Origin of the sequence: Marinobacter halodurans (assembly GCF_004327985.1) — a bacterium.
GTDB classification, from domain to species: Bacteria; Pseudomonadota; Gammaproteobacteria; order Pseudomonadales; family Oleiphilaceae; genus Marinobacter_A; species Marinobacter_A halodurans.
Genome location: NZ_SJDL01000002.1, coordinates 79,430 through 105,041, shown reverse-complemented (window position 1 = coordinate 105,041; position 25,612 = coordinate 79,430). Strand labels below are relative to the sequence as shown.

Sequence of the window (25,612 nt, the reverse complement as noted above, 5' to 3'; positions counted from 1 at the left end):
AAGGCAGGAGCAAGCATGCGTATATCCTCACAGCAAATCTTCAACGGGGGCGTCAACCGGCTGCAGGACCTCAACACCCAACTGCAGAAGACGCAGCAGCAGATATCGACCGGCAAGCGCGTGATCAATCCCTCGGACGATCCGGTGGCGGCCGCCCGGTTACTGAAGCTGGATCAGCAGAACGCGCAGATCGACCAGTACCAGCGCGGGATCGACCTGGCAGAAAACCGCCTGCAGCAGGAAGAGAGCACCTTGTCGAACATCACCGACGTCATCCATCGGGTGCGGGAGCTCACGGTGGAAGCGGGGAACGGTGCCCTGTCGGCGGAGGACCGGCGCTCGGTTGCCGCGGAACTCAAGGAGCGGCTGTCGCAGCTGGCCGGCCTGGCCAATACCCGTGATGCGTCCGGCGAGTACATCTTCAGCGGTTTCAAGGGCAACACCCAGGCGTTCCAGCAGAATGTGTCCGGCAGTTGGGTTTACCAGGGCGATGAGGGGCAGCGGGAGCTGGAAATAGACGCTGGCGTGAAAGTGGCGATCAGCGATAACGGCAAGGCGCTGTTTTCCAACGTGGCCAGCAACCATCCGGCGTTCTTCACCACGGCCAGCAGGACCAATACCTCCACCCCGCCGGCAACCATCAGCACCGGCATGATGCTGGATCAGGAGGTATTCAACGGCGTCTATCCGGACGACCTGATCGTCGAAGTGAACGCGACAGCCGGCACCTATACGGTGACCAACCGATCGACGGGCGCAGATCTCACGCCGGCGGACAACACCTATACCAGTGGTGACAGCATCGAAGTGGCGGGTATCCAGTTCGAGATCACCGGCGCGGCCGATGGCGACAAGTTCCTGGTCAAGACCTCGGACAGCCAGTCGGTGTTCAACACCATCGAGAAACTGATCTACGGGTTGGAGACGCAACCGAAAAGCCCCGCCGTCGCCACGGTGAGTGACTTCTCCGCGCAGGCGGGGGGAGACTCGCTGACCATCAACGGCGTCACGTTCAGCTTTGACAACACCGATGGACTGGCCGACCTGGCCGATGCGATCAACACCAGTACGGATAAAGCCCTGCAAGGGGTCAGCGTCAATACCGATGGCCTGCCGGGATCAATCCAGATCGAGTCGACCCATGGTAACCTGGCGATCGATGCCGGCGGGTGGGGCGGCAACCTCGATATTTCCGGGGCCAAGTTCCAGGACATCGACATCAACGGAGGGGCCATCCAGGCGGACAGCACCGATTCCGCTACCTTTGCCAGCGGGCAGCAGGCGTTCGACGAGCTGATTGCCGACTCCCTCAAGAACCTGGACAACGCCCAGGAGAGCATCCTGGTTACCCAGACCGACATCGGCGGTCGCCTGAATGCGGTGGAGTCGACCCGGGATTTCCTGTCGGATTCGTCCATCTATACCGACAAGATCACCTCGCAGCTGCGCGACGTCGACTACGCCGAGGCGGTCAGTACGCTGAGCTACCAGAGCTTCGTGTTGCAGGCGGCCCAGCAGTCTTTTGCGAAGGTGTCGCAACTGTCGTTGTTCGACCGTCTGTAGGGCGCGCGCCAGGGTCCGGATTTCGCGGATTCTGGCGTATTTCCAGCGGTTGCCGGTTGACGCTGGGATTCGCCTCAGTATAATCGCGGCACTCTCCAAAAGCCGGGGTGGTGAAACTGGTAGACACGCGAGACTCAAAATCTCGTGCAGGCGACTGCGTGTGGGTTCGAGTCCCACCCCCGGCACCATTTTCCAATACGTTGTGTATCCTCCGGGACCTGAATGCCAGCCGTTGGTGAGTCCCCTTGCCAGATCAGGTTGAGCCGCCATGAAAGTCTCTGATTTCCATTACGACCTCCCGGACGAACTGATCGCGCGCTATCCCCTGGAACAACGCAGCGCGAGCCGCCTGTTGCATCTCGATGGGCCCACCGGCGCGATCGACCATCGCAGGTTTCGCGATATCCTCGATCTGCTGCGTCCCGGCGACCTGCTGGTTTTCAACAACACCCGCGTGATTCCCGCCCGCCTGTTCGGCCAGAAGGAGACCGGCGGCAAGCTGGAGATCCTGGTGGAGCGGGTCCTCGACCAGCGGGAACTGTTGGCCCATATCCGCTCGTCCAAATCGCCCAAACCCGGCCAGCGTATCCTGGTGGAGGGCGGCGGTGCTTTCCGGGTCAAGGAGCGCCAGGATGCGCTGTTTCATCTCGTCCTCGACAGCGGCGCCGAGTCGGTGCTGGCGCTGCTGGAGGCGGTCGGGCACATGCCATTGCCGCCCTATGTCGATCGCCCGGATGAGGGCAGTGACCGGGAGCGCTACCAGACCGTCTATGCTTGCGAAGCCGGTGCCGTAGCCGCGCCGACCGCTGGACTCCATTTCGACGAACCGCTGCTGACGGAACTGGAGGAGCGGGGCATCGAGCAGGCGTTCGTGACCCTGCATGTGGGTGCCGGCACCTTCCAGCCGGTGCGAGTGGACAGCGTCGAAGATCACCAGATGCACAGCGAAGTGGTCGACGTTCCGGCCGAAACCGTCGAAGCCGTGGCGCGCACGCGGGCTCGTGGCGGCCGTGTCGTCGCCGTCGGGACCACGTCCGTGCGGTCGCTGGAATCGGCCTCCCGGAGTGGCGAGCTGGTCGCATTCCAGGGCGAGACGGACATCTTCATCTATCCCGGCTACCGCTTCCAGTGTGTGGACGTGCTGATCACCAATTTCCATCTGCCTGAATCCACCCTCATCATGCTGGTCAGTGCCTTTGCCGGTTACGACGGTGTGATGGCGGCCTATCGGGCGGCGGTTGCCGAGCGCTACCGGTTTTTCAGTTATGGCGATGCCATGTTTGTGACCGGCGAAAAGCTGTCGGTGCAGGCAGAGCGCGCCCTGCAGGAGTCAACGCGATGAGCGATCGCTGTTTCATGTCCTTCAAGACTTTCGCCACCGATGGGCGGGCCCGACGGGGCACGCTGACCTTCCCGCGGGGGGAGGTACAGACCCCCGCCTTCATGCCGGTCGGCACCTACGGCACCGTCAAGGGCATGCTGCCGCGGGATATCAAGGAGATCGGCGCCGAGATCATTCTCGGGAATACCTTCCACCTGATGCTGCGCCCCGGCACCAACGTCATCAGCGAGCATGGCGACCTGCACGATTTCACCCAGTGGCAGGGGCCGATCCTGACCGATTCCGGCGGATTTCAGGTCTTCAGCCTGGGAGAAATGCGCAAGATCACGGAGCAGGGCGTCAGGTTCCGCTCCCCGGTGGACGGTTCGCCGGTCGAGCTGTCCCCCGAGATCTCCATGGAGGTCCAGCGCAAGCTGGGCTCGGACATCGTCATGATTTTCGACGAGTGCACGCCGTATCCGGCCACCGAGAAGCAGGCGAAGGACTCCATGGAAATGTCCCTACGCTGGGCCCAGCGCAGTCGTGATGCCCATGGCGACAGTCCGTCGGCACTGTTCGGCATCGTCCAGGGCGGCATGTATCCTCAGCTTCGGGAACAATCGCTGGATGGGCTGGTCAATATCGGGTTCGATGGCTACGCGATCGGTGGTCTGTCCGTCGGTGAGCCCAAGGAGGACATGGTCCGCATCCTGGATTTCCTGCCGCCGAAGATGCCGGCCGACAAGCCGCGTTACCTGATGGGCGTGGGCAAGCCGGAGGACATCGTCGAGGCCGTCCGGCGCGGGGTGGATATGTTTGACTGTGTGATGCCGACCCGCAACGCACGCAACGGTCACCTGTTCACCAGTGAAGGCGTGATCAAGATCCGCAACGCGCGGCATCGCAACGATACGGGCCCGCTGGATGCGGACTGCGACTGCTACACCTGTCAGCATTTCTCCCGGGGCTATCTGCACCATCTTGACCGGTGCGGTGAAATGCTGGGGGCACAGCTCAATACCATCCATAACCTGCGGTATTATCAGAACCTGATGGCTGGATTGCGTGGGGCTATTGAAGCAGGTACATTGTCGGACTTTATCCACCAGTTCTACGCGCGTCGGGGCCAGACCGTGCCGCCGCTGGCTGGCGAATCCTGAAACGGATTTGCGGGAATTGAGCGCCGCCGTGCGACCCTTGGCAAAGGGCCGATATCAATCAATAACGGAGTACACGAATGAAAGCTTTGCGTAACGCGCTGTCTATCTGTCTGGCTGCCTCCCCGGCGGTGGCGATGGCCCAGCAACCCGGCGGCGCCGGACAGGGCATGGGCGTCATTGGCCAGGTGATTTTCTTTGCCGGCTTTATCCTGATCTTCTACCTCCTGATCTGGCGTCCCCAGTCCAAGCGTGCCAAGGAGCACAAGAACCTGATGTCGGGCCTGAGCAAGGGCGACGAGGTGGTCACCTCAGGTGGCATGGCCGGACGCATTACCAAGGTCACCGACGACTTCATCGTCATTGAAGTGGCGGACAACGTTGAGGTGAAGGTCCAGAAGGTGGCTGTTGCGGCCGCGCTGCCGAAAGGCACTCTGAAGGACATCTGATCGGTCTGACAAGGGGCACTCGAGTGCCCCTTCGTATATCAGGCGGTCGCCGTCCGGCGGCTGGCTGAAACAGGCGTGCGGCGAAGCCCTTCGCCGTGTGTCACGGTTCAAGAATGATACAGGGCTGGTGTACGCCAGCAGATAACAAGGCATTCCATGCTCAACAAATTCCCGCTCTGGAAAAACATCGTGATTCTGGTCGCTGTGGTGATCGGTTTCATATACGCGTTGCCCAACCTCTATCCGGATGACTACGCCATCCAGATCACCGGTGCGCGCAGCAGTACGCAAGTGGACCAGGCCACGCTGGACAAGGCGGTCGATGCGCTCAAGCAGGAGGGTATCGCCGTCAAGGAAGCGACACTCAATCCGCCCAACGGCCTGATCCGGGTCAACAGTGCAGAGGCGCAGCTGAGCGCCAGGCCGGCCATCCAGGAAGCGCTGGGTCGCGACTATCTGGCCGCTTTGAACATGGCGCCGACCACGCCGGACTGGCTGCGCAGCATTGGCGCGGGCCCGATGAAGCTGGGCCTCGACCTGCGCGGTGGTGTCCATTTCCTGCTGGAGGTGGATATGAAGAGTGCCCTGCAGAAGCGGCTTGAGGTCTATTCCAGTGAGATCAAGCGCCAGTTGCGGGAAGAGCACATCCGTTATCGCGGCGGCGACGTAGGAGAGGGTAACACCATCCAGTTGGTGTTCCGTGACGACGCGTCGCAGAACCAAGCCTTCGACCTGATCCGTGACCAGTACAACGAGTTCCTGCTCGACAAGACCACCGATGACAACGGCCAGCAGGTGCTGACCCTGCAGCTCTCCGAGAAGAAGATCAAGGAGATTGAGGAGTACGCCCTCAAGCAGAACCTGACCACCATCCGTAACCGGGTCAACGAGCTGGGCGTCGCCGAGCCGTTGGTGCAGCGCCAGGGTCGCGATCGTATCGTGGTTGAACTGCCGGGGGTCCAGGATACGGCGCAGGCCAAGCGGGTACTGGGGGCTACGGCCAACCTGGAATTCCGTCTGGAAGCGCGCCAGGATGCGCCGTCCAGCGCCACCGAAGTCTATCCGTTCCGGGATAATCCGGACCGCACGGCGCGTCTTGAGCGCGAAATCATCGTTACCGGTGAGAATGTGGCGAACGCGCAGCAGGCCTTCGATCAGAACGGCCAGCCGCAGGTCAACATCACGCTCGACAGCACCGGCGGCGACCGTATGACCCGTGCCACCCGCGACGCCATCAAGCGTCGTATGGCCGTGCTGTTCATCGAGTACCGGACCGAGACCGTCAAGAAACGTATCGACGGCAAGATCCAGGAAGTGGAAGAGCGCAAGGTCAATCGCAGCATTATCAGCCTGGCGACCATCCAGTCGACCCTGGGCAGCTCGTTCCGCATCACCGGGCTGGACTCCACGGCCGAAGCCGGCGAGCTGGCGTTGCTGTTGCGTGCAGGCTCCCTGGCGGCGCCAATGTACTTCGTGCAGGAGCGGACCATCGGGCCAAGCCTGGGGCAGAAGAACATCGACTCCGGCGTAATGTCGGTAACGGTCGGCTTTGCCCTGGTCCTGCTCTACATGCTGCTGTACTACCGTTTCTTTGGTCTGGTGGCCAATGTCGCCCTGGCGGTCAACCTGATGCTCCTGGTGGCGTGTATGTCGATCCTGTCGGCGACGCTCACGCTGCCCGGCATTGCCGGTATCGTGCTGACCGTGGGTATGGCGGTGGATGCCAACGTATTGATCTTCGAGCGAATAAAGGAAGAGTTAAGGTTGGGGGTTCCGCCCCAGAGCGCGATCAATGCCGGTTTCTCCCGGGCGTTTGTGTCCATCTTTGACGCCAACATCACCACCCTGTTGGTGGCCGTCATCCTGTTCGCCATGGGCTCCGGTCCGGTGAAAGGTTTCGCCGTGACCCTGTGTATCGGCATCCTGACGTCCATGTTCACCGGGCTGCTGGTCAGCCGCGCAATCATCAATCTGATTTACGGCGGTCGCAAGGTCGAGAAGCTTGCGATCGGGGGGAAGCTCGCCAATGGCTAAACTGACCGAGAACACCATTAATTTCATGGGGGTCCGGCGCCTGGCGTCCTTCGGGTCGCTGACTGCGGTTATCCTCTCGATCATTATCCTGGCCATCAACGGCCTCAACCTGGGGCTGGATTTTACCGGCGGTACATCCATCGAGTTCGCCTACGAAAAGGCGCCTTCCCTGGATACCGTTCGCCAGACGCTTGACGATGCCGGCTACAAGGAATTTGTGGTCCAGAACTTCGGTGACGAGAAGTCCGTCCTGGTGCGTCTGCGCCAGGATTTCGACAACCAGCTGGCGGAGAATATGGCGGCGGATCTGCGTGCCAACGGCGACAAGGTCGAGATGGTGCGTGCCGAGTTTGTCGGCTCCCAGGTGGGCGATGAGCTGAAGGAGAGCAGCGGGCTGGGTATGCTGCTGGCCCTGTTCGTGGTGCTGGTGTATGTCGGCATGCGTTTCCAGTTCAAGTTCGGTGTGGCTTCCGTGCTGCCGCTGGCACACGATGTGATCGTGGTCCTCGGTGTGTTCTCATTGTTCCAGTGGACGTTCGATCTTAGCGTGCTGGCGGCCTTGCTGGCCGTTATCGGTTACTCGCTGAACGATACCATCATCGTGGCCGACCGGATCCGGGAGAATTTCCGCAAGCTGCGTACCGGCAACAGCGAGGAGATCATCAACCACTCCATCACCGAAACCATGAGCCGGACCCTGAACACATCCGGTACGACGCTGGTGGTGCTGCTGGCACTGTTCCTGCTGGGTGGCGAGGCGATCCACAACTTTTCCATCGCGTTACTGATCGGCATCCTGGTGGGTACGTATTCGTCGATCTATGTGGCGGCAAACCTGTTGATCATGATGGGGGTCAGTCGCGAGGACCTGATCGTACCGGCAAAAGAGGGTGAGGTCGGTCAACAGTCAGAGGAAGAAGAACCGCCCGAATGGCTGAACCGGATGTAAATCCCGTTCAGGGCAGTTCAAATACAAAAAAGGCCGCAATCGCGGCCTTTTTTGCGGGCGCCCGCACGTAAACGGGGCGCAGGGTAATGACGAGGTGCCTAGCGTGGCAGGCGGCCGCGGAACGGGTGCAGTGTCTTGAGCAGGTCCTTGAACAGCTTGGGGTTGGCGATGGCCAGTTGGCGGCTGCTTTCCTGGCTCGACGGGTTGCCGGAAAAGTCGCCGGACAGTCCGCCGGACTCGTGTGCCAGTAGCAGGCCCAGGGCCTGTTCGACCGCGGTCGGACGGAAGACGACAATGCCGTCAAGGTGGCCCGCACTGGCGCGCGCCATATCCAGCAGGGTGCAGCCGCAGGTTCGCGTCTGCCGGGTTTCCCGTGCCAGGGTGCTGATCAGTTCGCCCCAGACCAGCGGGTCCTCGGTTTCACGGGTGAATTCAAGCACGTTGGTGGACAGGATCGCCTTGCTGATCTGCTGGGCGCCGTTCATGCGGATGCGGCGACTGTTCAGGGCGGCCCCGTGGCCACGGCTGGCGGAGTATTCTTCCCCGGTAACCGGGTTGACCAACAGCATGTGCTCGGCACGGTTGCCTTTCTTCTGGACCAGGGCCAGCACGAATTCGGGAATACCGCGCAGGAAGTTGTCGCTGCCAATGAGCGGGAAGATGTGCCAGCTCAGTTCATGCCCGGCGGCGTCAATATCGCCGGCCGGTGCAATGTAGTGATCCTTGTAGGCTTTCTGCAACTGCTCCGAGAAGTTGGCGTAGACCGAGGCTTCGGCCCGGTCCAGTTGTGAGCGGGCAGCGTCGTCGATAGTGGCAGGATCCTGACGTTCAAAATGGGCCTTTAGGTACTCGGAACCCTGGCGCGCAATGCGCAGGGCCATCTTAATCGCTGGTTGCATGGATCTCTCTGACGCCTGACTGGTTAAAGGGCGCGTATGATAGCAAAACAAGGGCCCTGCTTGTACGTTTTTTGGGAGGGCGGCCTATACGGGATTACCCGGTCCGCAGCGCGGCGGCGCATCATCATGGCGCGCTTTCTGGTATCATTGCCCGCCTCGTTGAATTCGACACGCCAGAGGCGCTTGAATGACCCAGCAAGATCCACACGCCCATATCCGCATCGTCCTGGTGGAAACATCCCACTCCGGCAATATCGGTGCTACGGCCCGTGCCATGAAGAATATGGGGCTTTCCAATCTGTACCTGGTGAATCCGGCGTCTTTCCCCGACGAGGCGTCCTACGCCCGGTCCTCGGGGGCGTCGGAGATCCTGGATCAGGCGACGGTGGTGGACACGCTGGATGAGGCGATTGCCGACTGTGTCCTGGTGATGGGAACCAGTGCCCGGGGCCGCAAGGTGCCCTGGCCGGTGATTGCGCCGGCCGATTGCGCCGAGCGGGCTGCAGGGCAGGCCGGAAAAGGGGAGGTGGCCCTGGTCTTCGGCCGGGAAAACCATGGCCTGAGCAATGAAGAACTGCAGCGATGCCATTACCATATCCATATACCGTCGAATCCCGACTACAGCTCCCTGAACCTGGCGATGGCTGTCCAGGTCATCTGCTACGAGGTGCGAATGCATCACCTGAGGCAACTGGAAGCCGGTGGCGAACAGGCGGCGTTGCGCCCGATGCTCCAGCCGGGCGACGATGGTTGGGATATCAAGGCGGCGTCGGTGAACGATGTAGAGGGGTTCTTCGGGCATCTTGAGGATGTGCTCGTGGATATCGATTTCCATCGGCGGGAAAATCCCCGGCAGTTGATGACCCGTTTGCGCCGCCTGTTTCAGCGGGCTCATCTGGACCAGATGGAAATCAACATATTGCGCGGTATCCTGACAGCCGTGCAGAAAAGTGCGGGGGCTACGGAGCGTGGCCCCGAGGCGAAGCAGGAACAGGAATAGACTATGTTCGAGCGTTTGCGTGAAGATATTGGCAGCGTGTTCCACCGCGATCCGGCGGCCCGGAATACCTTTGAGGTGCTTACCAACTATCCGGGGCTCCATGCGCTCCTGTTCTACCGTGTCGCGCACTCGCTCTGGTGTCGGGGTTTCAAGTGGCTGGCGCGGACGATTTCAACGCTGGCACGCTGGCTGACCGGTATCGAGATTCACCCTGGGGCGGTGATCGGGCGACGCTTTTTCATCGACCACGGTATGGGTGTGGTCATTGGTGAGACGACGGTGATCGGTGATGATGTGACGCTCTACCAGGGCGTTACCCTGGGTGGCACCAGTTGGAACAAGGGCAAGCGCCATCCGACCCTGGGTAACGGTGTCGTCATTGGTGCCGGTGCCAAGATTCTCGGGCCGTTCGAGGTGGGGGACCGGGCCAAGATCGGTTCCAATTCCGTCGTCACCAAGGCCGTTCCCGCCGATGCCACGGTTGTGGGCATTCCGGGGCGCGTGATCGTCAAGCGCGATAAAGAGGCTGAAAAGGACAAGCGCCGCGAGATGGAGCAGCGCATGGGCTTCGATGCCTATGGCGTGACCGAAGAGATGCCGGACCCGGTGGCCCGTGCCGTGCGCAGCCTGCTCGATCATATGCATGTGGTGGACGAGCGGATCGAGAGCATGTGCAAGGCGCTGCAACGGGTCGACAAGGAATACCGTAATGGCGCGTTGCCGGCCATCGACGAAGAGGATTTCGACTGCGTCAGGGATGACAAGGAGTCGTCCTGACTTTGGTGGTAAGTTCGCGAGCTATAAGCGATTTTACCGTCTTTCTTAATACTTGACTGAAATAGTCGGTCAATTCATACTTTGAGATCGGTGGAACCCATTTCCCGATCTCTCGAGGCTGTTATCCATGCGATTGACCACCAAGGGGCGCTACGCAGTCACTGCGATGCTGGACCTTGCGCTGCATGCTGAGGATGGTCCCGTCACGCTGGCGGATATCTCCCAGCGCCAGGATATCTCGCTGTCCTACCTCGAGCAGCTGTTCGCCAAGCTCCGTCGGCACAAGCTTGTCGTCAGCGTGCGCGGCCCCGGAGGCGGTTATCAGTTGGGGCGGCCCTACGATGCGGTTTATATCTCGGAGGTCGTTGATGCGGTCAACGAGTCCCTGGATACCACCCGCTGTCACAACAAGGGTGATTGCCAGAACGGAGAAAAATGCCTGACCCATCATCTGTGGTCGGATCTCAGTGATCAGATTCATGCCTTCCTGAGTGAAATCAGCCTGGCCGACCTGATGCGAAAACGGGAAATCCAGGTTGTGGCCGAACGCCAGAACGTAAAGCAGGCTGAGGCCGTAAATACACAGCGTCTGACGCAGGGCGATCCAGTCTGACCAACCTGTCCCGGTCCGTACCAGGGCCTGAACGATTCAATCCCAGAGTCCTATGAAAAAACCAGTCTATCTTGATTATGCGGCAAGTACGCCGGTGGACCCCCGGGTTGCCGAGCGTATGGCGGAACACCTGACACTCGATGGTGTGTTCGGAAACCCGGCCTCGAGATCCCATGGCTATGGCTGGCAGGCCGAGGCGGCGGTGGAAGGCGCGCGTCGTCAGGTTGCCGACCTGATGGCGTGCGATCCGCGTGAACTCGTCTGGACGTCCGGGGCCACCGAGTCCGATAACCTGGCCATCAAGGGCGTGGCGGTCCGCTATCCGGACGGCCATATCATCAGTTCCGCCATAGAGCACAAGGCGGTGCTGGATACGTGCGGCTGGCTCGAAAGCCAGGGTATGCAGGTGACCTACCTGCAGCCGGATTCCCGGGGGCGTATCAGCCTCGAACAGGTTCAGGAGGCCGTGCGCCCGGATACCTGTCTGGTCAGCCTGATGTGGGTCAACAACGAAATCGGAACGGTGACCGACGTCGCCATGATCGGCAGTTGGCTTCGGGAGCAGGGTATCCTTTTCCACGTGGATGCCGCCCAGGCCGCCGGGAAGCTCGCTATTGACCTGTCCGGGACGCCCGTGGATCTGATGTCGCTGTCGGGGCACAAGGTGTACGGCCCCAAGGGCATCGGCGCGTTGTACGTGCGTCGGGATCCGGCGGTGAGGATTGAGGCCCAGATTCATGGCGGTGGCCATGAGCGGGGCATGCGGTCCGGAACATTGCCGACCCACCAGATTGTCGGCATGGGTGAGGCTTTCCGGATCGCGGGTGACGAACTGGAAGAGGAGCGCACGCGCCTGCTGTCCCTGAGGCAGCAGTTCCTGACGGGGATCGCCGGGCTTTCCGGTGTGAGCCTGAACGGGGATGCGGAACTCTCGGTGCCCGGTATTGTCAATCTCAGTTTCGAGGGTGTCGACGGTGAGTCGCTGATGCTCGGGCTGCGGGACCTGGCCGTGTCATCCGGTTCCGCCTGTGCGTCGGCGTCGCTTGAGCCCTCCTATGTGCTACGGGCTCTGGGTGTGAGCGATGAGCTGGCTCACAGTGCGCTGCGGTTTTCCTTTGGTCGTTTCACGACCGCCGAAGAGATTGATTTTGCCGTCCGCGAGATCGGTACGGTCCTGGAACGGTTGCGGGAGCGACAGCGCGCCCGCTCAGGGGTCCGGTAGGCAGTCGCCGGCTTCCCGCGTATAATCGCCGTTTAGTTTTTAGGGAGCCTCGGAGAATATGTCGGCCATGATCGGTGGCCGGGATGTTTTTCGAGGCTCCTTAACCTATAACCAACTGGAGATTTAGCATGTCTAACGAGCGCACGCTCTCTATCGTCAAGCCGGACGCTGTTGCCAAGAACGTCATCGGCGAGATCTACAGCCGCTTCGAGAAAGGTGGTCTGAGCATCGTGGCTGCCAAAATGATGCACCTGACCCAGGAGCAGGCGGAGGGCTTCTACGCCGAGCACAAAGAGCGTCCTTTCTTCCCGGATCTGGTGGCGTTCATGACGTCAGGCCCTGTGGTCGTCCAGGTACTGGAAGGCGAGGGTGCCATCGCCAAGAACCGTGACCTGATGGGTGCCACCAACCCGAAGGAAGCGGAGCCGGGCACGATCCGTGCCGATTTCGCCTCGTCCATCGACGCCAATGCGGTTCACGGATCCGACTCTCCGGCGTCCGCCGAGCGTGAAATTGCCTATTTTTTCAACGACAATGAGATCTGTCCCCGCGGCTGATTCATTGGTGGGCGGCGGCTTCGGCCGCCGGCCCGACGGGTTATCTGATCGAGGTTATGACCATGACATCGCCGGCCGAAAAAACCAACCTGCTGGGGTTGCCGAAGGCCAAACTGGAAGCCTTTTTTGAATCGCTGGGCGAGAAGAAATTCCGGGCGACCCAGGTCCTGAAGTGGATCCACCAGCAGGGTGTGGATGACTTCGATCAAATGACCAACGTCAGCAAGGCTTTACGCGAGAAACTTAAGGAAGTTGCTGAAATCCGTGGTCCGGAGGTGGTCTACGACGAGACGTCGAAAGACGGTACCCGCAAGTGGGTCATGCGGATGGACAGTGGCAACAGTGTCGAAACGGTCCTGATTCCCGACGGTGAGCGGGGCACGCTTTGCGTGTCCTCGCAGATTGGTTGCAGTCTGGACTGTACCTTCTGCTCCACCGGCAAACGGGGGTTCAACCGCAACCTGTCTGCGGCCGAGGTCATTGGCCAGGTCTGGGTCGCTCGGCGCTCGTTCATGCCCTTCGAATCGGCGGCGGACCGCCCCATCACCAATGTGGTCATGATGGGCATGGGCGAGCCCCTGCTCAATTTCGACAATGTGGTGGATGCAATGGACCTGATGATGGAGGACCTGGCTTACGGGCTCTCCAAACGGCGCGTGACCCTGAGCACCTCCGGGGTCGTACCGGCGCTGGACCGGCTGGGGGAACTGACGGACGTCTCGCTCGCGATTTCACTGCATGCGCCCAACGACGAACTCCGTAACCAACTGGTCCCGCTCAACAGGAAATATCCGATTGCGGAGCTGCTGGCTGCCACGCGGCGTTATCTCTCCCGGTTGCCCGACAAGCGCAAGGTCACCATCGAGTACACGGTGATCGAAGGGGTCAACGACCGTCTCGAGCATGCCCACGAACTGGCCCGGTTGCTCAAGGGGCTGCCCTGCAAGATCAACCTGATTCCGTTCAATCCGTTCCCGGAAAGCGATTTCAAGCGTCCCAAGGCCATGGCGACGCGGCGGTTCCAGGGCATCCTGAATGAGGCAGGTTATGTCACTACCGTGCGCACGACCCGCGGCGATGATATTGATGCGGCATGCGGTCAACTGGTTGGACAGTTTGAAGACCGGACCCGTCGCAGCCAGCGTTATATACCTGTCCATCATGTTGCCCCATGATGATTTGCCCATGGAAAAATAGAAGGATCTGTGTCGCGTGAAAGTCCCTGGTTACCCTGTCTGTGTTGTCAGAGCGCTTGTCGTACTGGGTCTTCTGGCACTTGCCGGTTGTGTTACGACGACCGATAGCCCGTTTGCAAAGGAAGCCAATAAGCAGAAAGCCGAGGAGAATTACGTCAAGCTGGGGATGGCTTATATCGGGCAGGGCAATTATGACCGCGCCCGGGACCACCTGGAACGGGCGTTGCAGATCAATCCCGATAGCCCCGGAGCCCTGTCCGGCATGGGGCTGATCTATCAGACCGAAGGCGAACCGGATCTGGCCGAGAAATCTTTCCGGGAAGCGCTGGATAGCGACAGCGGCTATACCCGTGGGCGCGTTTTCTACGGTGCCTTCCTGTACAACCAGGGGCGTTACAAGGAGGCTGAAACCCAGTTCAGCCGGGCCTCCCAGGATACCGAGTACGATGATCGCGGTTCGGTCTTCTACAACCTGGGGCGGACCCAGGACGAACTTGGGCACTTCGAGGATGCGGTGGCGAGTTACAAGCGCGCGGTCGGGCTCAGTCGTGGCAACGCCAATTATCTGCTGGCGCTGTCCACGTCACTGGTGCGTCAGGGGGATTATGCCTCTGCTGAACATTACTATAATCAGTTGGTTGGCATGATGCAGCACAATCCCAAGCTGAAACACTCGCCGGAAAGCCTGCTCACCGGCCTGCGATTGGCGCATCACTTCGGGGACGAGAACCGTGAAGCCAGCCTGGCTTTACTTCTGCGCAAGCAATACCCAGAATCAGAACAACTCAAACAGTATAGAGCACTGATTTCGAATGATTAATGATGATACCCAGGAACAACCGGAGGCAGCGCCGCTGACCGGAGAGGTCGGGCATCAGTTGCGTCGGGCGCGGGAGGCCAAGGGCATTACCGTGGCCGATGTGGCAGACAGTCAGCATCTTCGTCCATCAGTGATCCAGGCGATAGAAGACGGCCAGTACGACAAGATTGGCAGTGAGCTGTTTCTGAAAGGCTATGTCCGGGCCTACGCCGAGCAGGTCGGCCTGAACGCGACGAGCCTTGTGGAAACGCTCGATATGGAGCTCGAGCCGCTGCGCCAGGAAGCCGAGCAGGCCCGCCGGGAAGACCCCCTTGAATCCATCGAGCGCAAGAAGCGGCAGAAACGCCGTGTGGCCCGTTGGGTGATCTGGATCCTGCTGATCGCAGCCGTCGCCGTGATTGCCTCGCGAGTGGTGGAAATGGAGCTCTACTCCGGAATCGGGGGCAGCGACGAGGGCGTCCCGGCATCCGCCGAACAATCAGGTGACAGTCCCGCAGAGAACCCGGCGCCAACTTTCGGAGGCGAAACGGAAGCAGGCAGCGCTGATGCGGTGGCCCCCCAGGCCGAAAGCGGCGCGGAAGCCAGCGAGCCGGCTCCGATCGGCCAGGGTGACTCTGCATTGGACGGGCAACAGCCGACCCCGGACTCGGCGGCGAGGGACGAAAGCACAGCACCGGCAACGCCTGATGAGGGTTCCGTTAGCGCGCCGGCGGATAATACAATGGCCACTGTCGCCCCGGAAGCGGATGTCAGTGAACCCGAGCCGGCACCCCCGGTCGAAGATCAGCCGGCCGCTGCGGCGGGCGATGTCTTGAGTGCCACCTTTACCGGCGACTGCTGGGTGTCTGTGAAGAACGCCGAGGGGACGACGGTTGTGGCGTCCCTCAAGCGTGCCGGTGAGTCGCTGCGCTACGAAGGCCATGGGCCCTTTCAGGTGGTGTTGGGCGCCGTTGATGTCGTCAACCTGAGTTACAACGGCGAACCCGTTGATCTGTCGACCTATCCGGCTTCCAACAACCGCGTATCCCTGACGCTGGGAAACTGATCCAGACCACCGATTCAGGAAACTATGAAACACGAATCTCCCATTAAAAGACGCCAGTCCCGCCAGATCCATGTCGGTTCCGTGCCAGTCGGCGGTGATGCGCCGATTGCCGTACAGAGCATGACCAACACCGAGACCTGCGATGTCGACGCGACAGTCGCGCAGATCGAAGCGTTGCAGCAGGCCGGTGCGGATATCGTCCGTGTTTCGGTTCCGACCATGGACGCCGCCGAGGCATTCTCGAAGATCCGGCCACGCGTGTCGGTTCCGCTGGTGGCCGATATCCATTTCGATTACCGCATTGCCCTGAAAGTGGCTGAGTACGGTGTTGACTGCCTGCGCATCAATCCTGGAAACATCGGCCGGGAAGATCGGGTACGCGCCGTCATCGATGCGGCCAAGGACCGTAATATCCCGATCCGGATCGGGGTCAACGCCGGGTCGCTCGAGAAGGACCTGCAGAAGAAGTATGGCGAGCCCACCCCGGAAGCCCTGGTAGAGTCGGCCATGCGCCACATCGACATTCTCGACCGCCACGACTTTCAGGACTTCAAGGTGAGCCTAAAGGCATCTGAAGTGTTCATGACCGTGGCGGCGTACCGTCAGATTGCCTCCCAGATCGAGCAGCCGCTGCACCTGGGAATTACCGAAGCCGGCGGGTTCCGCTCCGGCACGGTCAAGTCCTCGATCGGCCTGGGCATGCTGTTGATGGACGGCATCGGCGACACCATTCGCGTGTCCCTGGCCGCCGATCCGGTGCAGGAAGTGAAGGTAGGCTACGACATTCTCAAGAGCCTGCGCCTGCGGGCCCGGGGCATCAACTTTGTCGCCTGTCCAAGCTGCTCGCGGCAGAATTTCGACGTCATCCAGACCATGAATGACCTGGAAGCACGCCTGGAAGACGTCAACACATCGCTGGATGTGGCCATTATCGGCTGCGTCGTCAACGGTCCCGGCGAAGCCAAAGAGGCGGATCTGGGGCTGACCGGCGGAAGCCCGCGCAACCTGCTCTATGTGGGCGGCAGCCCCAACCAGAAACTGGACAACGAAGACCTCGTCGATAACCTCGAGAGACTCATCCGGGCAGAAGTCGAGCGCCGCAAAGAGCAGGACGACGCCATCATCGCCCGGGCCCATGACTGAGTGGTGGGTCCGGGTCTGATCCCGCTACGCCGGCCCTGACGTTGCGGGCCGGTCTGTTCCCCACTGTATTCGACTAGCCGAAAGACGATTTAACTGGATTAGCACCTTGGCAAAGATCAAAGCAATTCGAGGGATGAACGATATCCTGCCGGACCAGTCGCCGGTCTGGCAGTACCTGGAACAGACCGTCAGCGGCGTATTGCGCAATTACGGTTATCAGGAAATCCGCATGCCGATCGTCGAGCAGACCGACCTGTTCAAGCGTTCGATCGGCGAGGTGACCGATATCGTCGAAAAGGAAATGTACACCTTTGAGGACCGCAACGGCGACAGCCTGACACTGCGTCCCGAGGGGACGGCGGGTTGCGTGCGGGCTGCCGAGGAGCATGGCCTGCTTTTCAACCAGACCCGCAAGCTCTGGTACACCGGCCCCATGTTCCGGCATGAGCGTCCGCAGAAAGGGCGCTATCGCCAATTCCATCAGATCGGGGTGGAATGTTTTGGCATGACCGGCCCGGACATCGACGCCGAACTGCTGATGCTGACGGCCCGGCTCTGGAAAGCGTTGGGGCTTGCGCCGCACGTGCGCCTGGAGATCAATTCCATCGGCACCAGCGAGGCCCGCAGGGCCTACCGCGAGGCGCTGGTGGCGTACCTGTCGAATTACCGGGACCGGTTGGACGAAGACAGTCTGCGCCGTCTGGAGACCAATCCGCTGCGCATCCTGGACTCCAAGGTACCGGAGACTCAGGCCATCCTGCAGGATGCTCCGGACCTGGTGGACTACCTGGATGAGGAATCCATCGGGCACTTCGCCGGACTGAAGCGGCGCCTGGAGTTGGCCGGCATCGAATACACGGTCAATTCGCGGCTCGTGCGGGGACTGGATTATTACGGCAGGACCGTTTTCGAGTGGGTGACCGATAGCCTCGGCGCGCAGGGAACGGTTTGCGCCGGCGGCCGCTATGACGGGCTGGTTGAACAGCTGGGCGGCAAGCCGACACCCGCCGTCGGTTTTGCCATGGGCATTGAACGTCTTGTGCTGATGCTGGAAACCCTGGAGCTGGTGCCGGCGTCCGTCAGCGGCGATGCGGATGTCTATGTCATGGGGATGGGGGAAGCCGGCGAGGCGGAAGCGCTCAGGATCTCCGAAGAGCTGCGGGATTCCCTGGTACAGCGGGTTGTCGTGCTGCATTGCGGGGGCGGCAGCTTCAAGAGCCAGATGAAGAAAGCCGATCGCAGCGGTGCGCGTTACGCGCTGATCATCGGTGACAGCGAGGTCGATAGCCGGACCGTCAGCCTCAAGCCCTTGCGCAGCGAGGGCGAACAGCAGGCGGTCAGCCAGTCTGAACTGGCCGGTAAGCTGGCGGGTCTGCTGGCTGACTGATCCCACACACTGAATCAATCGTTATCGTTTTACGGAGTAACTGACGTGGAATTGCGTACCGAAGAAGAACAAATCGCGGCGATCAAGGACTGGTGGAAGAGAAACGGCAGCGCCCTGCTGATTGGCATCGGCGCTGCACTGGCTATCGTCTTTGGCTGGCAGGCGTGGCAGAACCACCAGGCAGCCGAACGGAGTGCAGCCGCCTCCCAGTACCAGCAATTGCTGGGTGCGCTGAACCAGCAGGCGGGTGACGAGCGCGAGAAAACCATCGAGTTCGTGACCAAGGAGCTCCAGGACGAGTACAGCGATAGCGCCTACGCGGTCTACGGGACGCTGATCCTGGCCTCGCACCAGTTTAGCGAGAAGAACGACCCAAAGGCGGCGGCCGAATCCCTCAAGTGGGCGCGTGAGCACGCCGCGAAAGGACCGCTCAATATCATGATCACCGAGCGCATGGCCCAGGCACAGTTTGCGGCGGACCAGGCGGACGCGGCCCTGGAAACACTGCGCTCGATCAAGGATCCGGGGGCCTACAAGGCCCTGTATGCCGAACTCGAGGGCGATATTCTGCGCTCCCAGGGCGACCTGGAGGGCGCGCGTAAGGCCTACGCCGCAGCGAACGATGCCGCCGGCGATGCACCGAATCCGCTGCTCCGCCTGAAAATGGCCGATATGGCCGTTGGGGAGGACGCTTGATGCGGAGCGTGCGCCTTGTCCGTCAGTGCCTGATCGGCATTGGTCTGCTGGGGCTGCTGGCAGGATGCAGCTCCAACGACACGTTTGAGCAGCCCAAGCCGTTGCCGGAGGTTGAAAGCAGTGTCTGGCTGGATGAAGTCTGGGACACCTCGGTCGGCGATGGCGATGACGAACAGCTGCTGTTCCTGCAGCCGGCCCTGTCCTATGGCGAGCTGTTTGCTGTCTCCAGCGATGGCGAACTGGTGTCCCTGAATCCGCAGAACGGCGATTACAACTGGGAAATGGAGTTGGATCGATCCATCCTGGCGGGCGTCGGGGCGGATGCCGATCACCTGTACCTGGGCACCCGCAGCGGCGAGTTGCTGGCGCTTTCGCGGGAGAAGAAGGGAGAGGAAGTCTGGTCCGTCAAGCTGCCGAGCGAAGTCCTGGCACCACCGCAATCCAATGGTTCGGTCGTCGTTGTGCAGACCATCGACGGCAAGGCCCTGGCCTTCGATGCCGATACCGGTGAAAAGAAATGGCAATACGATGGCGTGATCCCGGTTCTCAGCTTCCGGGGAACCGCAACGCCCTGGGTGGGCCCTGAAGTGACGCTGGTGGCTTTTTCCAGCGGCCAGCTGTATGCGCTGCTGACGGATACCGGGCAGCCTATATGGCAGTATTCGGTGGGTGAACCCAGCGGCCGGACGGAGCTGGAGCGACTGGTGGATGTGGATGGCTCACCGGTGGTTCGGGATGGCGTGGTCTACGTGACGGGGTACAAGGGTAACGTGGCCGCGGTCGACATGCGTACCGGCCAGGAAATCTGGAAACGCTCGGCCAGCAGCTTCCAGTCGCCGACCCTGGATTATGGCAACCTGTACATTTCCGGATCGAATGGTGTGATCAGTGCGTATAGTCTGTTCAATCGCAAGGAGATCTGGTCGCAGGACAAGCTGGAATGGCGTCAGACGACCGGGCTCGCGGCAACGAAAGGTTACCTGCTGACCGGCGATTTTGAAGGTTACGTGCATATCCTGTCGCAACTCGACGGCTCCCTGCAGGGGCAGCTCCAGGTTGACGACGAAGGGTTGCGCGTGCCGATGATCGTCGATGGCGACCTGATCTATATTTATGGCAACAGCGGCGAGCTTGCAGCCTTCAAGCTGCGTGAAGCCAAATAATTCCGATCCCGGCGGTATCCGCCGGGATTCCACTCTCTGACTGACGAACACTCTATGACCCCTGTAATCGCTCTGGTTGGACGCCCCAACGTGGGCAAATCGACGCTGTTCAACCAGATGACCCGCACCCGGGATGCGTTGGTGGCCGACTTCGCCGGCCTGACCCGTGATCGCAAGTACGGTGAGGGCCAGTACGAAGGCCAGCGCTTTATCGTGATCGACACCGGCGGCCTGACCGGGGACGAGGAGGGGATCGATGCCGAAATGGCGCGTCAATCGATGCTGGCCGTGGAAGAGGCGGACATCGTGCTTTTCCTGGTGGACGGCCGTGCCGGCCTGACCTCCGGCGACGAGTTGATCGCTAACCAGCTTCGCCGTACGGGTAAACCGGCGCACCTGGTCGTCAACAAGACCGATGGGCAGGATCCCGATGTGGCCGCCTCCGAGTTCTATCAGTTGGGCTTCGAATCGGTTTACCTGATTGCAGCTTCCCACAACCGGGGCATCCGCTCGATGCTGGAGGACCTGTTGCCGGCAGCCGAGGAGGTTGAACAGGACAGCGCGGAACGCTATCCGGGCATCCGCATCGGTGTCGTCGGCCGGCCCAATGTGGGCAAGTCCACATTGGTCAACCGGATGCTTGGTGAAGAGCGGGTAGTGGTCTATGACATGCCGGGCACTACCCGGGACAGTGTCTACATCCCCTATGAACGCCAGGGCCAGGAATACACGCTGATCGACACGGCGGGTGTGCGCCGTCGCAAGAGTGTCCGCGAGACGGTGGAGAAATTCTCCATTATCAAGACGCTGCAGGCGATCGAAGATTCCCACGTGGTAATCCTGGTGATTGATGCCCGGGAAGGGCTGGTGGATCAGGACATGCACCTGATCGGCTTTGTGTTGGATGCCGGGCGCTCGCTGGTCATCGCGGTCAACAAGTGGGATGGCATGGACAGTGATCAGCGCGGTCGCGTCAAGGAGCAACTGGCCCGCCGGCTGGACTTCCTCGACTACGCCGACAAGCACTATATCTCGGCCCTGCACGGTTCCGGTGTGGGCGTGATGTACGATTCCATCGGCGAGTGCTACGAATCGGCCATGGCCAAGTGGCCCACCAACCGTTTGACGGCCATCCTCGAGGATGCGCTGACCCAGCATCAGCCGCCGTTGGTCAACGGCCGTCGGATCAAGCTGCGCTACGCCCACCAGGGCGGCTCCAATCCGCCGCTGGTCGTAGTTCATGGCAACCAGACCGATGCGTTGCCGAATGCCTACAAGCGCTATCTGGAGAATACTTTCCGACGGGTGCTGAATGTGCGGGGGGCGCCGATCCGCTTCGAATTCCGCTCCAGTGAAAATCCATTTGCCGGCCGGGTGAACCGCCTGACACCACGGCAGCAAGCCAAGAAGCGGCGGATGATGCAGCACGTCCGCAAGACGAAAAAGAAAGAGAAGTCCAGGAAGTCGCGCTAAGCGGCGCGCACTGGCAGAGCGTGATAGAAGATAGAAAAGGTGCCTTTTTCGTTGGTCCTGCTGTCGGAACCGCTTACGCGCCAGATACCCGGTGATTGCTGCGGATCCACGCCACGAACGAATCGGCGGAAGCCGGACGGCTGTAAAAATACCCCTGCGCGTAGTCGCATCCATGGGCCTGGAGGAAATGGGTCTGGGCTTCCTCCTCCACACCCTCGGCGATGACCTGTAGCCCAAGGCTGTGGGCCATGTTGATAATGGCCCGGACCAGCGCGGCGTCACCCGGCTCAATCATCACGTCCCGGATGAAGGACTTGTCGATCTTGAGCGTGTCGAAGGGGTAGGACTTCAGGTAGCTCAGGGCCGAGTAACCGGTCCCGAAATCATCCACGGACAGACGCACGCCCATCTCATCCAGTCGCCGAAGGATGTCGGCGGTCTCAATGGTGTTGTCCAGTATCAATCGCTCAGTGATTTCCAGCTCCAGGCAGACCGGATCCAGCCGTTGTTCGATGAGGGCGCGGCTCACGGCATCCACGAACGAGGGATCCCGGAACTGGCGCGGCGAGACGTTGACGGCAATGCTGAGTTTCAGCCCCGTGGTCTCCTGCCACTGCCGGGCCGCCGCGCAGGCCTGCCGGATGACCCATTCTCCGATAGGAATGATCAGGCCGGTTTCTTCGGCCAGTGGAATAAACTTGTCCGGCATCATCAGACCCATGGTGGGGCTGTTCCAGCGGATCAGGGCTTCGGCGCCAATCAGGTGGCCCGAGGCGGTTTCCACAATGGGTTGGAAGTAAAGATCGAACTCATCCAGCTCCAGCGCCCGGCGGAGTCGGGACTCGATCTGCAGGCGTTCATGGGAAACCTCCTTCATCTCCGGGGCAAACCGCTCGTAAGCGCTCTTGCCCTTGCTTTTCGCCTGGTACATGGCGGCGTCGGCGTGCTGCAGCAGGTTACCGCTGTTGTCGGAATCGGTCGGATAGATGGCAATGCCGATACTGGTGCTGACGAAGACCTCCTGGCCATTCAACTGGAAGGGTGGGGCGAAGGTCTGCAGAATACGGTCGCCCACCTGCTCGGTCGCATCCGGTTCGTGCAGGCCGGGCAGGATGACCAGGAACTCGTCACCGCCCAGCCGGGCCACAGTGCTGGTGCCCCGCAGACAACTGGAAATGCGGCGGGAGGCTTCGATCAACAGGCTGTCGCCCGCTTCATGGCCCATGGTGTCGTTGATGTGTTTGAAATTGTCCAGGTCGAGGAACATGACGCCGACCAGGGTTTCCTCACGGCGGGCCTGGGCCAGGGCCAGTTTGAGGCGATCCAGCGCGAGCATTCGGTTGGGCAGGCCGGTCAGGATGTCGTAGTTGGCCTGACGCAGTAGTTGCTGTTCGTATCGCTTGCGGATGCTGATGTCTTCCCCGAGGATCAGGAAGTGAGTCGGGTTGCCTTCGGCGTCCTTGATGGGCGTGACGATGACCTGTTCCCAGAAGCGTTCGCCGCTGCGCCGGGCACTGTTGATTTCCCCCTGCCAGACGCCGACCCGCTGGACCTGCAGCCGGATATTCTGCCAGAGCTGCTGGTTCTCCCTATGGGAGAAGGTGTCACTGGTCAGCATACCGGGGTGCTTGCCGCGGATCTCGCCCAGCGTGAAGCCGGTCAGTTGGGAGAACTTGTGGTTCACAAACTCAATGCGCCAATGACGGTCGCAGATGATGACCGAAGAAGGGCTCTGCTCAATGGCCATCGACAGCTTCCGTATCTCTGAAGCGTCCTCCTCCTGACGCTGGATATCGTCATTGAGCCGTTCCCGCATCTGGTTGAAGGCATCGACCACCTGGGACAACTCGTCGCGACGATTGGTCTCCGTGTCCGGCCGGTCCAGCGCAAGCGGTTGCTGCAGGTTCCGCAGCGAGAAACTGCGGGCGTAATTGGCCATGGTGGTCAGGTGGCGTGTCACAAAATACTGGAAAATCCAGATGATCAGCACCGATATGAAGAAGGTCTTGAAAAACTGGGTGGTCAGGATCACCAGGACCTTGCGGCGCAGATCCTGATAGATGTCGGCAAGACTGGCGGTAATGGTGAGCTCACCCAGCTTGTAGAGTTCATCACCTTCGTGGGTGAGGACGAAAGTACGGGTCATGGTGGAGGTTTCGCGGGGAATGTCACCCATGACGACTTCGGAATCCGGATAGATTTTCAGGCGCAGGTGCACAATGTCCGGAAGGCTGAGGATACCTTCCATCTGGACCTGCAGCAGCTTCTGGTCGAGGGCCCACAGGCTGCGCGAGAGGCTGCTGGCATAGCTGGTCTCGATGACGGACATGCGCTCGTCAACCAGGGAAACGTCCTTGCGGAAATCGGTGTATACCTGAATGGCTGAAGCAAACAGCGTGAAAAGCGAGCTGAATAACAGGATATACGCCAGCAATCGAAATGACAGCGGCGAGCTGGCCTTGAACTGGCTTAGTCGTGTCGACAAATTGGACATGTTGTCGAGTTCGTTGAATCCATAGATCGGGGTCTCGCCGAGTATCTACCGACGGCCTGTGGCAGGAGCGATTACTGAAAGCAACAGCGTTCTGCCAGCAGCAACGTAAGAGAAAGTTCACTATCGGCGTGTCAAAAGTTCTTTAACGGACTATAGCAGTTGATTTTCTTGAATGCGCTTGGGCTTCATGAATTAACTGCGTGATTTTGCAAAAGTTGAGATATGAACGTTTGTTCACTGTTCGGTTTCTGATCGGTTTTCAGTGATCTGCCCGTAGGCCGTATTTTCCGAAGGAGAGATGCGAGTCAGCCCTGCGTAATTTCGTGACTCTCCTATACTGAAGACACCTTTTCCAGACACTCATTCATTCGCGGCGCGTTCGGGAGGACGTAATGACAACAGTCGGCGTACTCAAGGAAATCAAGAATCACGAATACAGGGTTGGGCTGACGCCGGCGGGGGCCCGGGAGCTCACCGAACACGGCCATGAGGTGCTGGTCGAGCGCAGCGCCGGCGAAGGAGCCGGATTTTCAGACGAGCTGTATGAAAGGGCCGGAGCGCGTATCGTGGCCGACGCCGGGTCGGTCTTCGAGGAAGCGTCGTTGCTGGTCAAGGTCAAGGAGCCGCAGGAGCAGGAGCGGGCTCTGCTGAAGCCGCATCACGTGCTGTTCACTTTCCTGCATCTGGCGCCGGACCAGGCCCAGACCCAGGATCTTCTGGCTTCCGGAGCAACCTGTATTGCCTATGAAACGGTCACGGACCGGCATGGCAGCCTGCCACTTCTGGCGCCCATGTCGGAAGTGGCCGGTCGGCTGGCAATCCAGGCCGGTGCGCAGGCATTGGAGAAAGTCTGCGGTGGCCGTGGTGTGCTGCTGTCCGGGGTGCCGGGCGTTCATCCGGGTAATGTCGTTGTTATTGGCGGCGGCGTGGTTGGACGCAATGCGGCGCAGTTGGCGGTTGGTCTGGGGGCGCGGGTTACCGTACTCGATCGGTCGGTTCCGGTACTGAGGGAACTGGATCAGCATTACCGGGGGCAGATTACGACACTGTACTCGACGCGGGACGCGATCGAGTCGGTCCTGGCGGAAGCGGACCTGGTGGTCGGGGCCGTATTGATTCCAGGGGCATCGGCGCCGCGGCTGATTACCCGCGACCTGCTTGAGGTCATGCCCGAGGGGGCGGCACTGGTGGATGTCGCCATCGACCAGGGTGGGTGTGCGGAAACCTCCCATCCCACCACCCATGACGATCCCACCTATGTCGTCGATGGCGTGGTGCACTATTGCGTAGCCAACATGCCGGGAGCGGTGGCCCGGACCTCGACGCTGGCGCTGACCAACGCCACGCTGCCTTATGTCGTCAAGCTGGCGGATCGGGGGGTCAGGGCGGCGCTTGAGCAGGATGCCGGCTTCCTGCCGGGTCTGAACGTGGCTCAGGGCAAACTCACCTGTGAAGGCGTTGCGTTGGCTCAGGATCTGGAATTCATCGCCCCGGACAGGATGTTGTCAAAGCTGGGGTGAGGGATTGTTTCCCGGAAGCGGGAAAGGGAAAGTGGCGTCCCCTAGGGGGTTCGAACCCCTGTTGCCGCCGTGAAAGGGCGGAGTCCTAGGCCACTAGACGAAGGGGACGCATCTGCTTGAAAAGCTTGCCTCGT

At 60.7% G+C, this 25,612-nt stretch carries 22 protein-coding genes and 2 tRNA genes; 21 read left to right on the top strand and 3 right to left on the bottom strand.

What is annotated here, in order from left to right:
• Positions 1-15: 15 nt before the first annotated feature.
• The 7 genes from flgL (at position 16) to secF (ending at position 7,473) form a co-directional block, all read left to right on the top strand.
• Positions 16-1,563 carry a flagellar hook-associated protein FlgL gene (flgL, locus tag EZI54_RS01860; RefSeq protein WP_131478460.1) on the top strand — a complete coding sequence of 516 codons (1,548 nt, stop codon included), beginning with the start codon at positions 16-18 and terminating at the stop codon, positions 1,561-1,563.
• 101 nt (positions 1,564-1,664) lie between these two features.
• Positions 1,665-1,751: transfer RNA gene (locus tag EZI54_RS01855), tRNA-Leu, on the top strand.
• An 80-nt stretch (positions 1,752-1,831) separates the two neighbouring features.
• Positions 1,832-2,905, top strand: a complete 1,074-nt coding sequence (gene queA / locus EZI54_RS01850; RefSeq protein WP_131478458.1) for a tRNA preQ1(34) S-adenosylmethionine ribosyltransferase-isomerase QueA — start codon at positions 1,832-1,834, stop codon at positions 2,903-2,905.
• Between the two features lie 14 nt (positions 2,906-2,919).
• Positions 2,920-4,044 carry a tRNA guanosine(34) transglycosylase Tgt gene (tgt, locus tag EZI54_RS01845; RefSeq protein ID WP_131478649.1) on the top strand — a complete coding sequence of 375 codons (1,125 nt, stop codon included), beginning with the start codon at positions 2,920-2,922 and terminating at the stop codon, positions 4,042-4,044.
• A gap of 77 nt (positions 4,045-4,121) precedes the next feature.
• Positions 4,122-4,490 carry a preprotein translocase subunit YajC gene (gene yajC, locus EZI54_RS01840; RefSeq protein WP_131478456.1) on the top strand — a complete coding sequence of 123 codons (369 nt, stop codon included), beginning with the start codon at positions 4,122-4,124 and terminating at the stop codon, positions 4,488-4,490.
• Between the two features lie 156 nt (positions 4,491-4,646).
• Positions 4,647-6,524, top strand: coding sequence for a protein translocase subunit SecD (secD, locus tag EZI54_RS01835; protein ID WP_131478454.1), 1,878 nt, complete (start codon positions 4,647-4,649; stop codon positions 6,522-6,524).
• A complete protein-coding gene (secF, locus tag EZI54_RS01830; RefSeq protein WP_131478452.1) occupies positions 6,517-7,473 on the top strand; it encodes a protein translocase subunit SecF in 957 nt (318 codons plus the stop codon). Before secD ends, secF begins: the two co-directional genes overlap by 8 nt.
• Positions 7,474-7,571: 98 nt before the next feature.
• Here the strand turns inward: secF and EZI54_RS01825 are convergent, their stop codons facing one another.
• A complete protein-coding gene (locus EZI54_RS01825; RefSeq protein ID WP_131478450.1) occupies positions 7,572-8,372 on the bottom strand; it encodes an inositol monophosphatase family protein in 801 nt (266 codons plus the stop codon).
• Positions 8,373-8,559: 187 nt separating this feature from the next.
• Here EZI54_RS01825 and trmJ point away from each other — a divergent pair, with 187 nt between their 5' ends.
• The 13 genes from trmJ to der all read left to right on the top strand — a co-directional run bounded on the left by trmJ (position 8,560) and on the right by der (position 21,464).
• Positions 8,560-9,372 carry a tRNA (cytosine(32)/uridine(32)-2'-O)-methyltransferase TrmJ gene (gene trmJ / locus EZI54_RS01820; protein WP_131478448.1) on the top strand — a complete coding sequence of 271 codons (813 nt, stop codon included), beginning with the start codon at positions 8,560-8,562 and terminating at the stop codon, positions 9,370-9,372.
• A gap of 3 nt (positions 9,373-9,375) precedes the next feature.
• Positions 9,376-10,149, top strand: coding sequence for a serine O-acetyltransferase (gene cysE / locus EZI54_RS01815; RefSeq protein ID WP_131478446.1), 774 nt, complete (start codon positions 9,376-9,378; stop codon positions 10,147-10,149).
• Between the two features lie 127 nt (positions 10,150-10,276).
• On the top strand, positions 10,277-10,762 hold the full coding sequence (gene iscR / locus EZI54_RS01810) for a Fe-S cluster assembly transcriptional regulator IscR (RefSeq protein WP_131478444.1): 486 nt from the start codon (positions 10,277-10,279) through the stop codon (positions 10,760-10,762).
• A gap of 52 nt (positions 10,763-10,814) precedes the next feature.
• A complete protein-coding gene (locus EZI54_RS01805; RefSeq protein ID WP_131478442.1) occupies positions 10,815-11,984 on the top strand; it encodes an IscS subfamily cysteine desulfurase in 1,170 nt (389 codons plus the stop codon).
• Positions 11,985-12,112: 128 nt separating this feature from the next.
• A complete protein-coding gene (gene ndk / locus EZI54_RS01800) occupies positions 12,113-12,541 on the top strand; it encodes a nucleoside-diphosphate kinase (RefSeq protein WP_131478440.1) in 429 nt (142 codons plus the stop codon).
• A gap of 62 nt (positions 12,542-12,603) precedes the next feature.
• Positions 12,604-13,716 carry a dual-specificity RNA methyltransferase RlmN gene (gene rlmN / locus EZI54_RS01795; RefSeq protein ID WP_131478438.1) on the top strand — a complete coding sequence of 371 codons (1,113 nt, stop codon included), beginning with the start codon at positions 12,604-12,606 and terminating at the stop codon, positions 13,714-13,716.
• Positions 13,717-13,753: 37 nt separating this feature from the next.
• Positions 13,754-14,557, top strand: a complete 804-nt coding sequence (pilW, locus tag EZI54_RS01790; RefSeq protein WP_131478436.1) for a type IV pilus biogenesis/stability protein PilW — start codon at positions 13,754-13,756, stop codon at positions 14,555-14,557.
• A complete protein-coding gene (locus EZI54_RS01785; RefSeq protein WP_131478434.1) occupies positions 14,550-15,602 on the top strand; it encodes a RodZ domain-containing protein in 1,053 nt (350 codons plus the stop codon). The genes pilW and EZI54_RS01785 overlap by 8 nt, the downstream gene beginning before the upstream one ends.
• Before the next feature lie 24 nt (positions 15,603-15,626).
• Positions 15,627-16,745, top strand: coding sequence for a flavodoxin-dependent (E)-4-hydroxy-3-methylbut-2-enyl-diphosphate synthase (ispG, locus tag EZI54_RS01780; protein ID WP_131478432.1), 1,119 nt, complete (start codon positions 15,627-15,629; stop codon positions 16,743-16,745).
• Between the two features lie 133 nt (positions 16,746-16,878).
• Positions 16,879-18,132: a histidine--tRNA ligase gene (hisS, locus tag EZI54_RS01775; protein ID WP_423226975.1), complete on the top strand. Its 1,254-nt coding sequence runs from the start codon at positions 16,879-16,881 to the stop codon at positions 18,130-18,132.
• Positions 18,133-18,177: 45 nt separating this feature from the next.
• Positions 18,178-18,828, top strand: a complete 651-nt coding sequence (locus EZI54_RS01770; RefSeq protein WP_131478428.1) for a YfgM family protein — start codon at positions 18,178-18,180, stop codon at positions 18,826-18,828.
• Positions 18,828-19,991: an outer membrane protein assembly factor BamB gene (gene bamB / locus EZI54_RS01765; protein ID WP_131478426.1), complete on the top strand. Its 1,164-nt coding sequence runs from the start codon at positions 18,828-18,830 to the stop codon at positions 19,989-19,991. The genes EZI54_RS01770 and bamB overlap by 1 nt, the downstream gene beginning before the upstream one ends.
• A 54-nt stretch (positions 19,992-20,045) precedes the next feature.
• On the top strand, positions 20,046-21,464 hold the full coding sequence (der, locus tag EZI54_RS01760; RefSeq protein WP_131478424.1) for a ribosome biogenesis GTPase Der: 1,419 nt from the start codon (positions 20,046-20,048) through the stop codon (positions 21,462-21,464).
• Positions 21,465-21,537: 73 nt separating this feature from the next.
• Here der and EZI54_RS01755 read toward each other — a convergent pair whose 3' ends face one another.
• Complete coding sequence (locus tag EZI54_RS01755; protein ID WP_131478422.1) at positions 21,538-23,958, bottom strand: bifunctional diguanylate cyclase/phosphodiesterase; 2,421 nt, start codon at positions 23,956-23,958, stop codon at positions 21,538-21,540.
• Positions 23,959-24,350: 392 nt separating this feature from the next.
• Here EZI54_RS01755 and ald point away from each other — a divergent pair, with 392 nt between their 5' ends.
• Entirely contained in the window at positions 24,351-25,478 is a 1,128-nt protein-coding gene (gene ald, locus EZI54_RS01750) for an alanine dehydrogenase (RefSeq protein ID WP_131478420.1), read from the top strand.
• Between the two features lie 32 nt (positions 25,479-25,510).
• On the opposite strand, the gene EZI54_RS01745 is transcribed toward ald, so the two are convergent.
• A tRNA-Glu gene (locus EZI54_RS01745) sits at positions 25,511-25,586 on the bottom strand.
• Positions 25,587-25,612 lie beyond the last annotated feature (26 nt).

Bases quoted from the DNA above. Each gene is read 5' to 3' on its own strand.
- ispG (WP_131478432.1), top strand. From the start codon at position 15,627: ATGAAACACGAATCTCCCATTAAAAGACGCCAGTCCCGCCAGATCCAT.
- yajC (WP_131478456.1), top strand. From the start codon at position 4,122: ATGAAAGCTTTGCGTAACGCGCTGTCTATCTGTCTGGCTGCCTCCCCG.
- hisS (WP_423226975.1), top strand. From the start codon at position 16,879: ATGAACGATATCCTGCCGGACCAGTCGCCGGTCTGGCAGTACCTGGAA.
- rlmN (WP_131478438.1), top strand. From the start codon at position 12,604: ATGACATCGCCGGCCGAAAAAACCAACCTGCTGGGGTTGCCGAAGGCC.
- der (WP_131478424.1), top strand. From the start codon at position 20,046: ATGACCCCTGTAATCGCTCTGGTTGGACGCCCCAACGTGGGCAAATCG.
- EZI54_RS01755 (WP_131478422.1), bottom strand. From the start codon at position 23,958: ATGTCCAATTTGTCGACACGACTAAGCCAGTTCAAGGCCAGCTCGCCG.
- secD (WP_131478454.1), top strand. From the start codon at position 4,647: ATGCTCAACAAATTCCCGCTCTGGAAAAACATCGTGATTCTGGTCGCT.
- flgL (WP_131478460.1), top strand. From the start codon at position 16: ATGCGTATATCCTCACAGCAAATCTTCAACGGGGGCGTCAACCGGCTG.
- tgt (WP_131478649.1), top strand. From the start codon at position 2,920: ATGTCCTTCAAGACTTTCGCCACCGATGGGCGGGCCCGACGGGGCACG.
- cysE (WP_131478446.1), top strand. From the start codon at position 9,376: ATGTTCGAGCGTTTGCGTGAAGATATTGGCAGCGTGTTCCACCGCGAT.
- EZI54_RS01825 (WP_131478450.1), bottom strand. From the start codon at position 8,372: ATGCAACCAGCGATTAAGATGGCCCTGCGCATTGCGCGCCAGGGTTCC.
- EZI54_RS01785 (WP_131478434.1), top strand. From the start codon at position 14,550: ATGATTAATGATGATACCCAGGAACAACCGGAGGCAGCGCCGCTGACC.
- bamB (WP_131478426.1), top strand. From the start codon at position 18,828: ATGCGGAGCGTGCGCCTTGTCCGTCAGTGCCTGATCGGCATTGGTCTG.
- iscR (WP_131478444.1), top strand. From the start codon at position 10,277: ATGCGATTGACCACCAAGGGGCGCTACGCAGTCACTGCGATGCTGGAC.
- queA (WP_131478458.1), top strand. From the start codon at position 1,832: ATGAAAGTCTCTGATTTCCATTACGACCTCCCGGACGAACTGATCGCG.
- ndk (WP_131478440.1), top strand. From the start codon at position 12,113: ATGTCTAACGAGCGCACGCTCTCTATCGTCAAGCCGGACGCTGTTGCC.
- EZI54_RS01805 (WP_131478442.1), top strand. From the start codon at position 10,815: ATGAAAAAACCAGTCTATCTTGATTATGCGGCAAGTACGCCGGTGGAC.
- secF (WP_131478452.1), top strand. From the start codon at position 6,517: ATGGCTAAACTGACCGAGAACACCATTAATTTCATGGGGGTCCGGCGC.
- trmJ (WP_131478448.1), top strand. From the start codon at position 8,560: ATGACCCAGCAAGATCCACACGCCCATATCCGCATCGTCCTGGTGGAA.
- ald (WP_131478420.1), top strand. From the start codon at position 24,351: ATGACAACAGTCGGCGTACTCAAGGAAATCAAGAATCACGAATACAGG.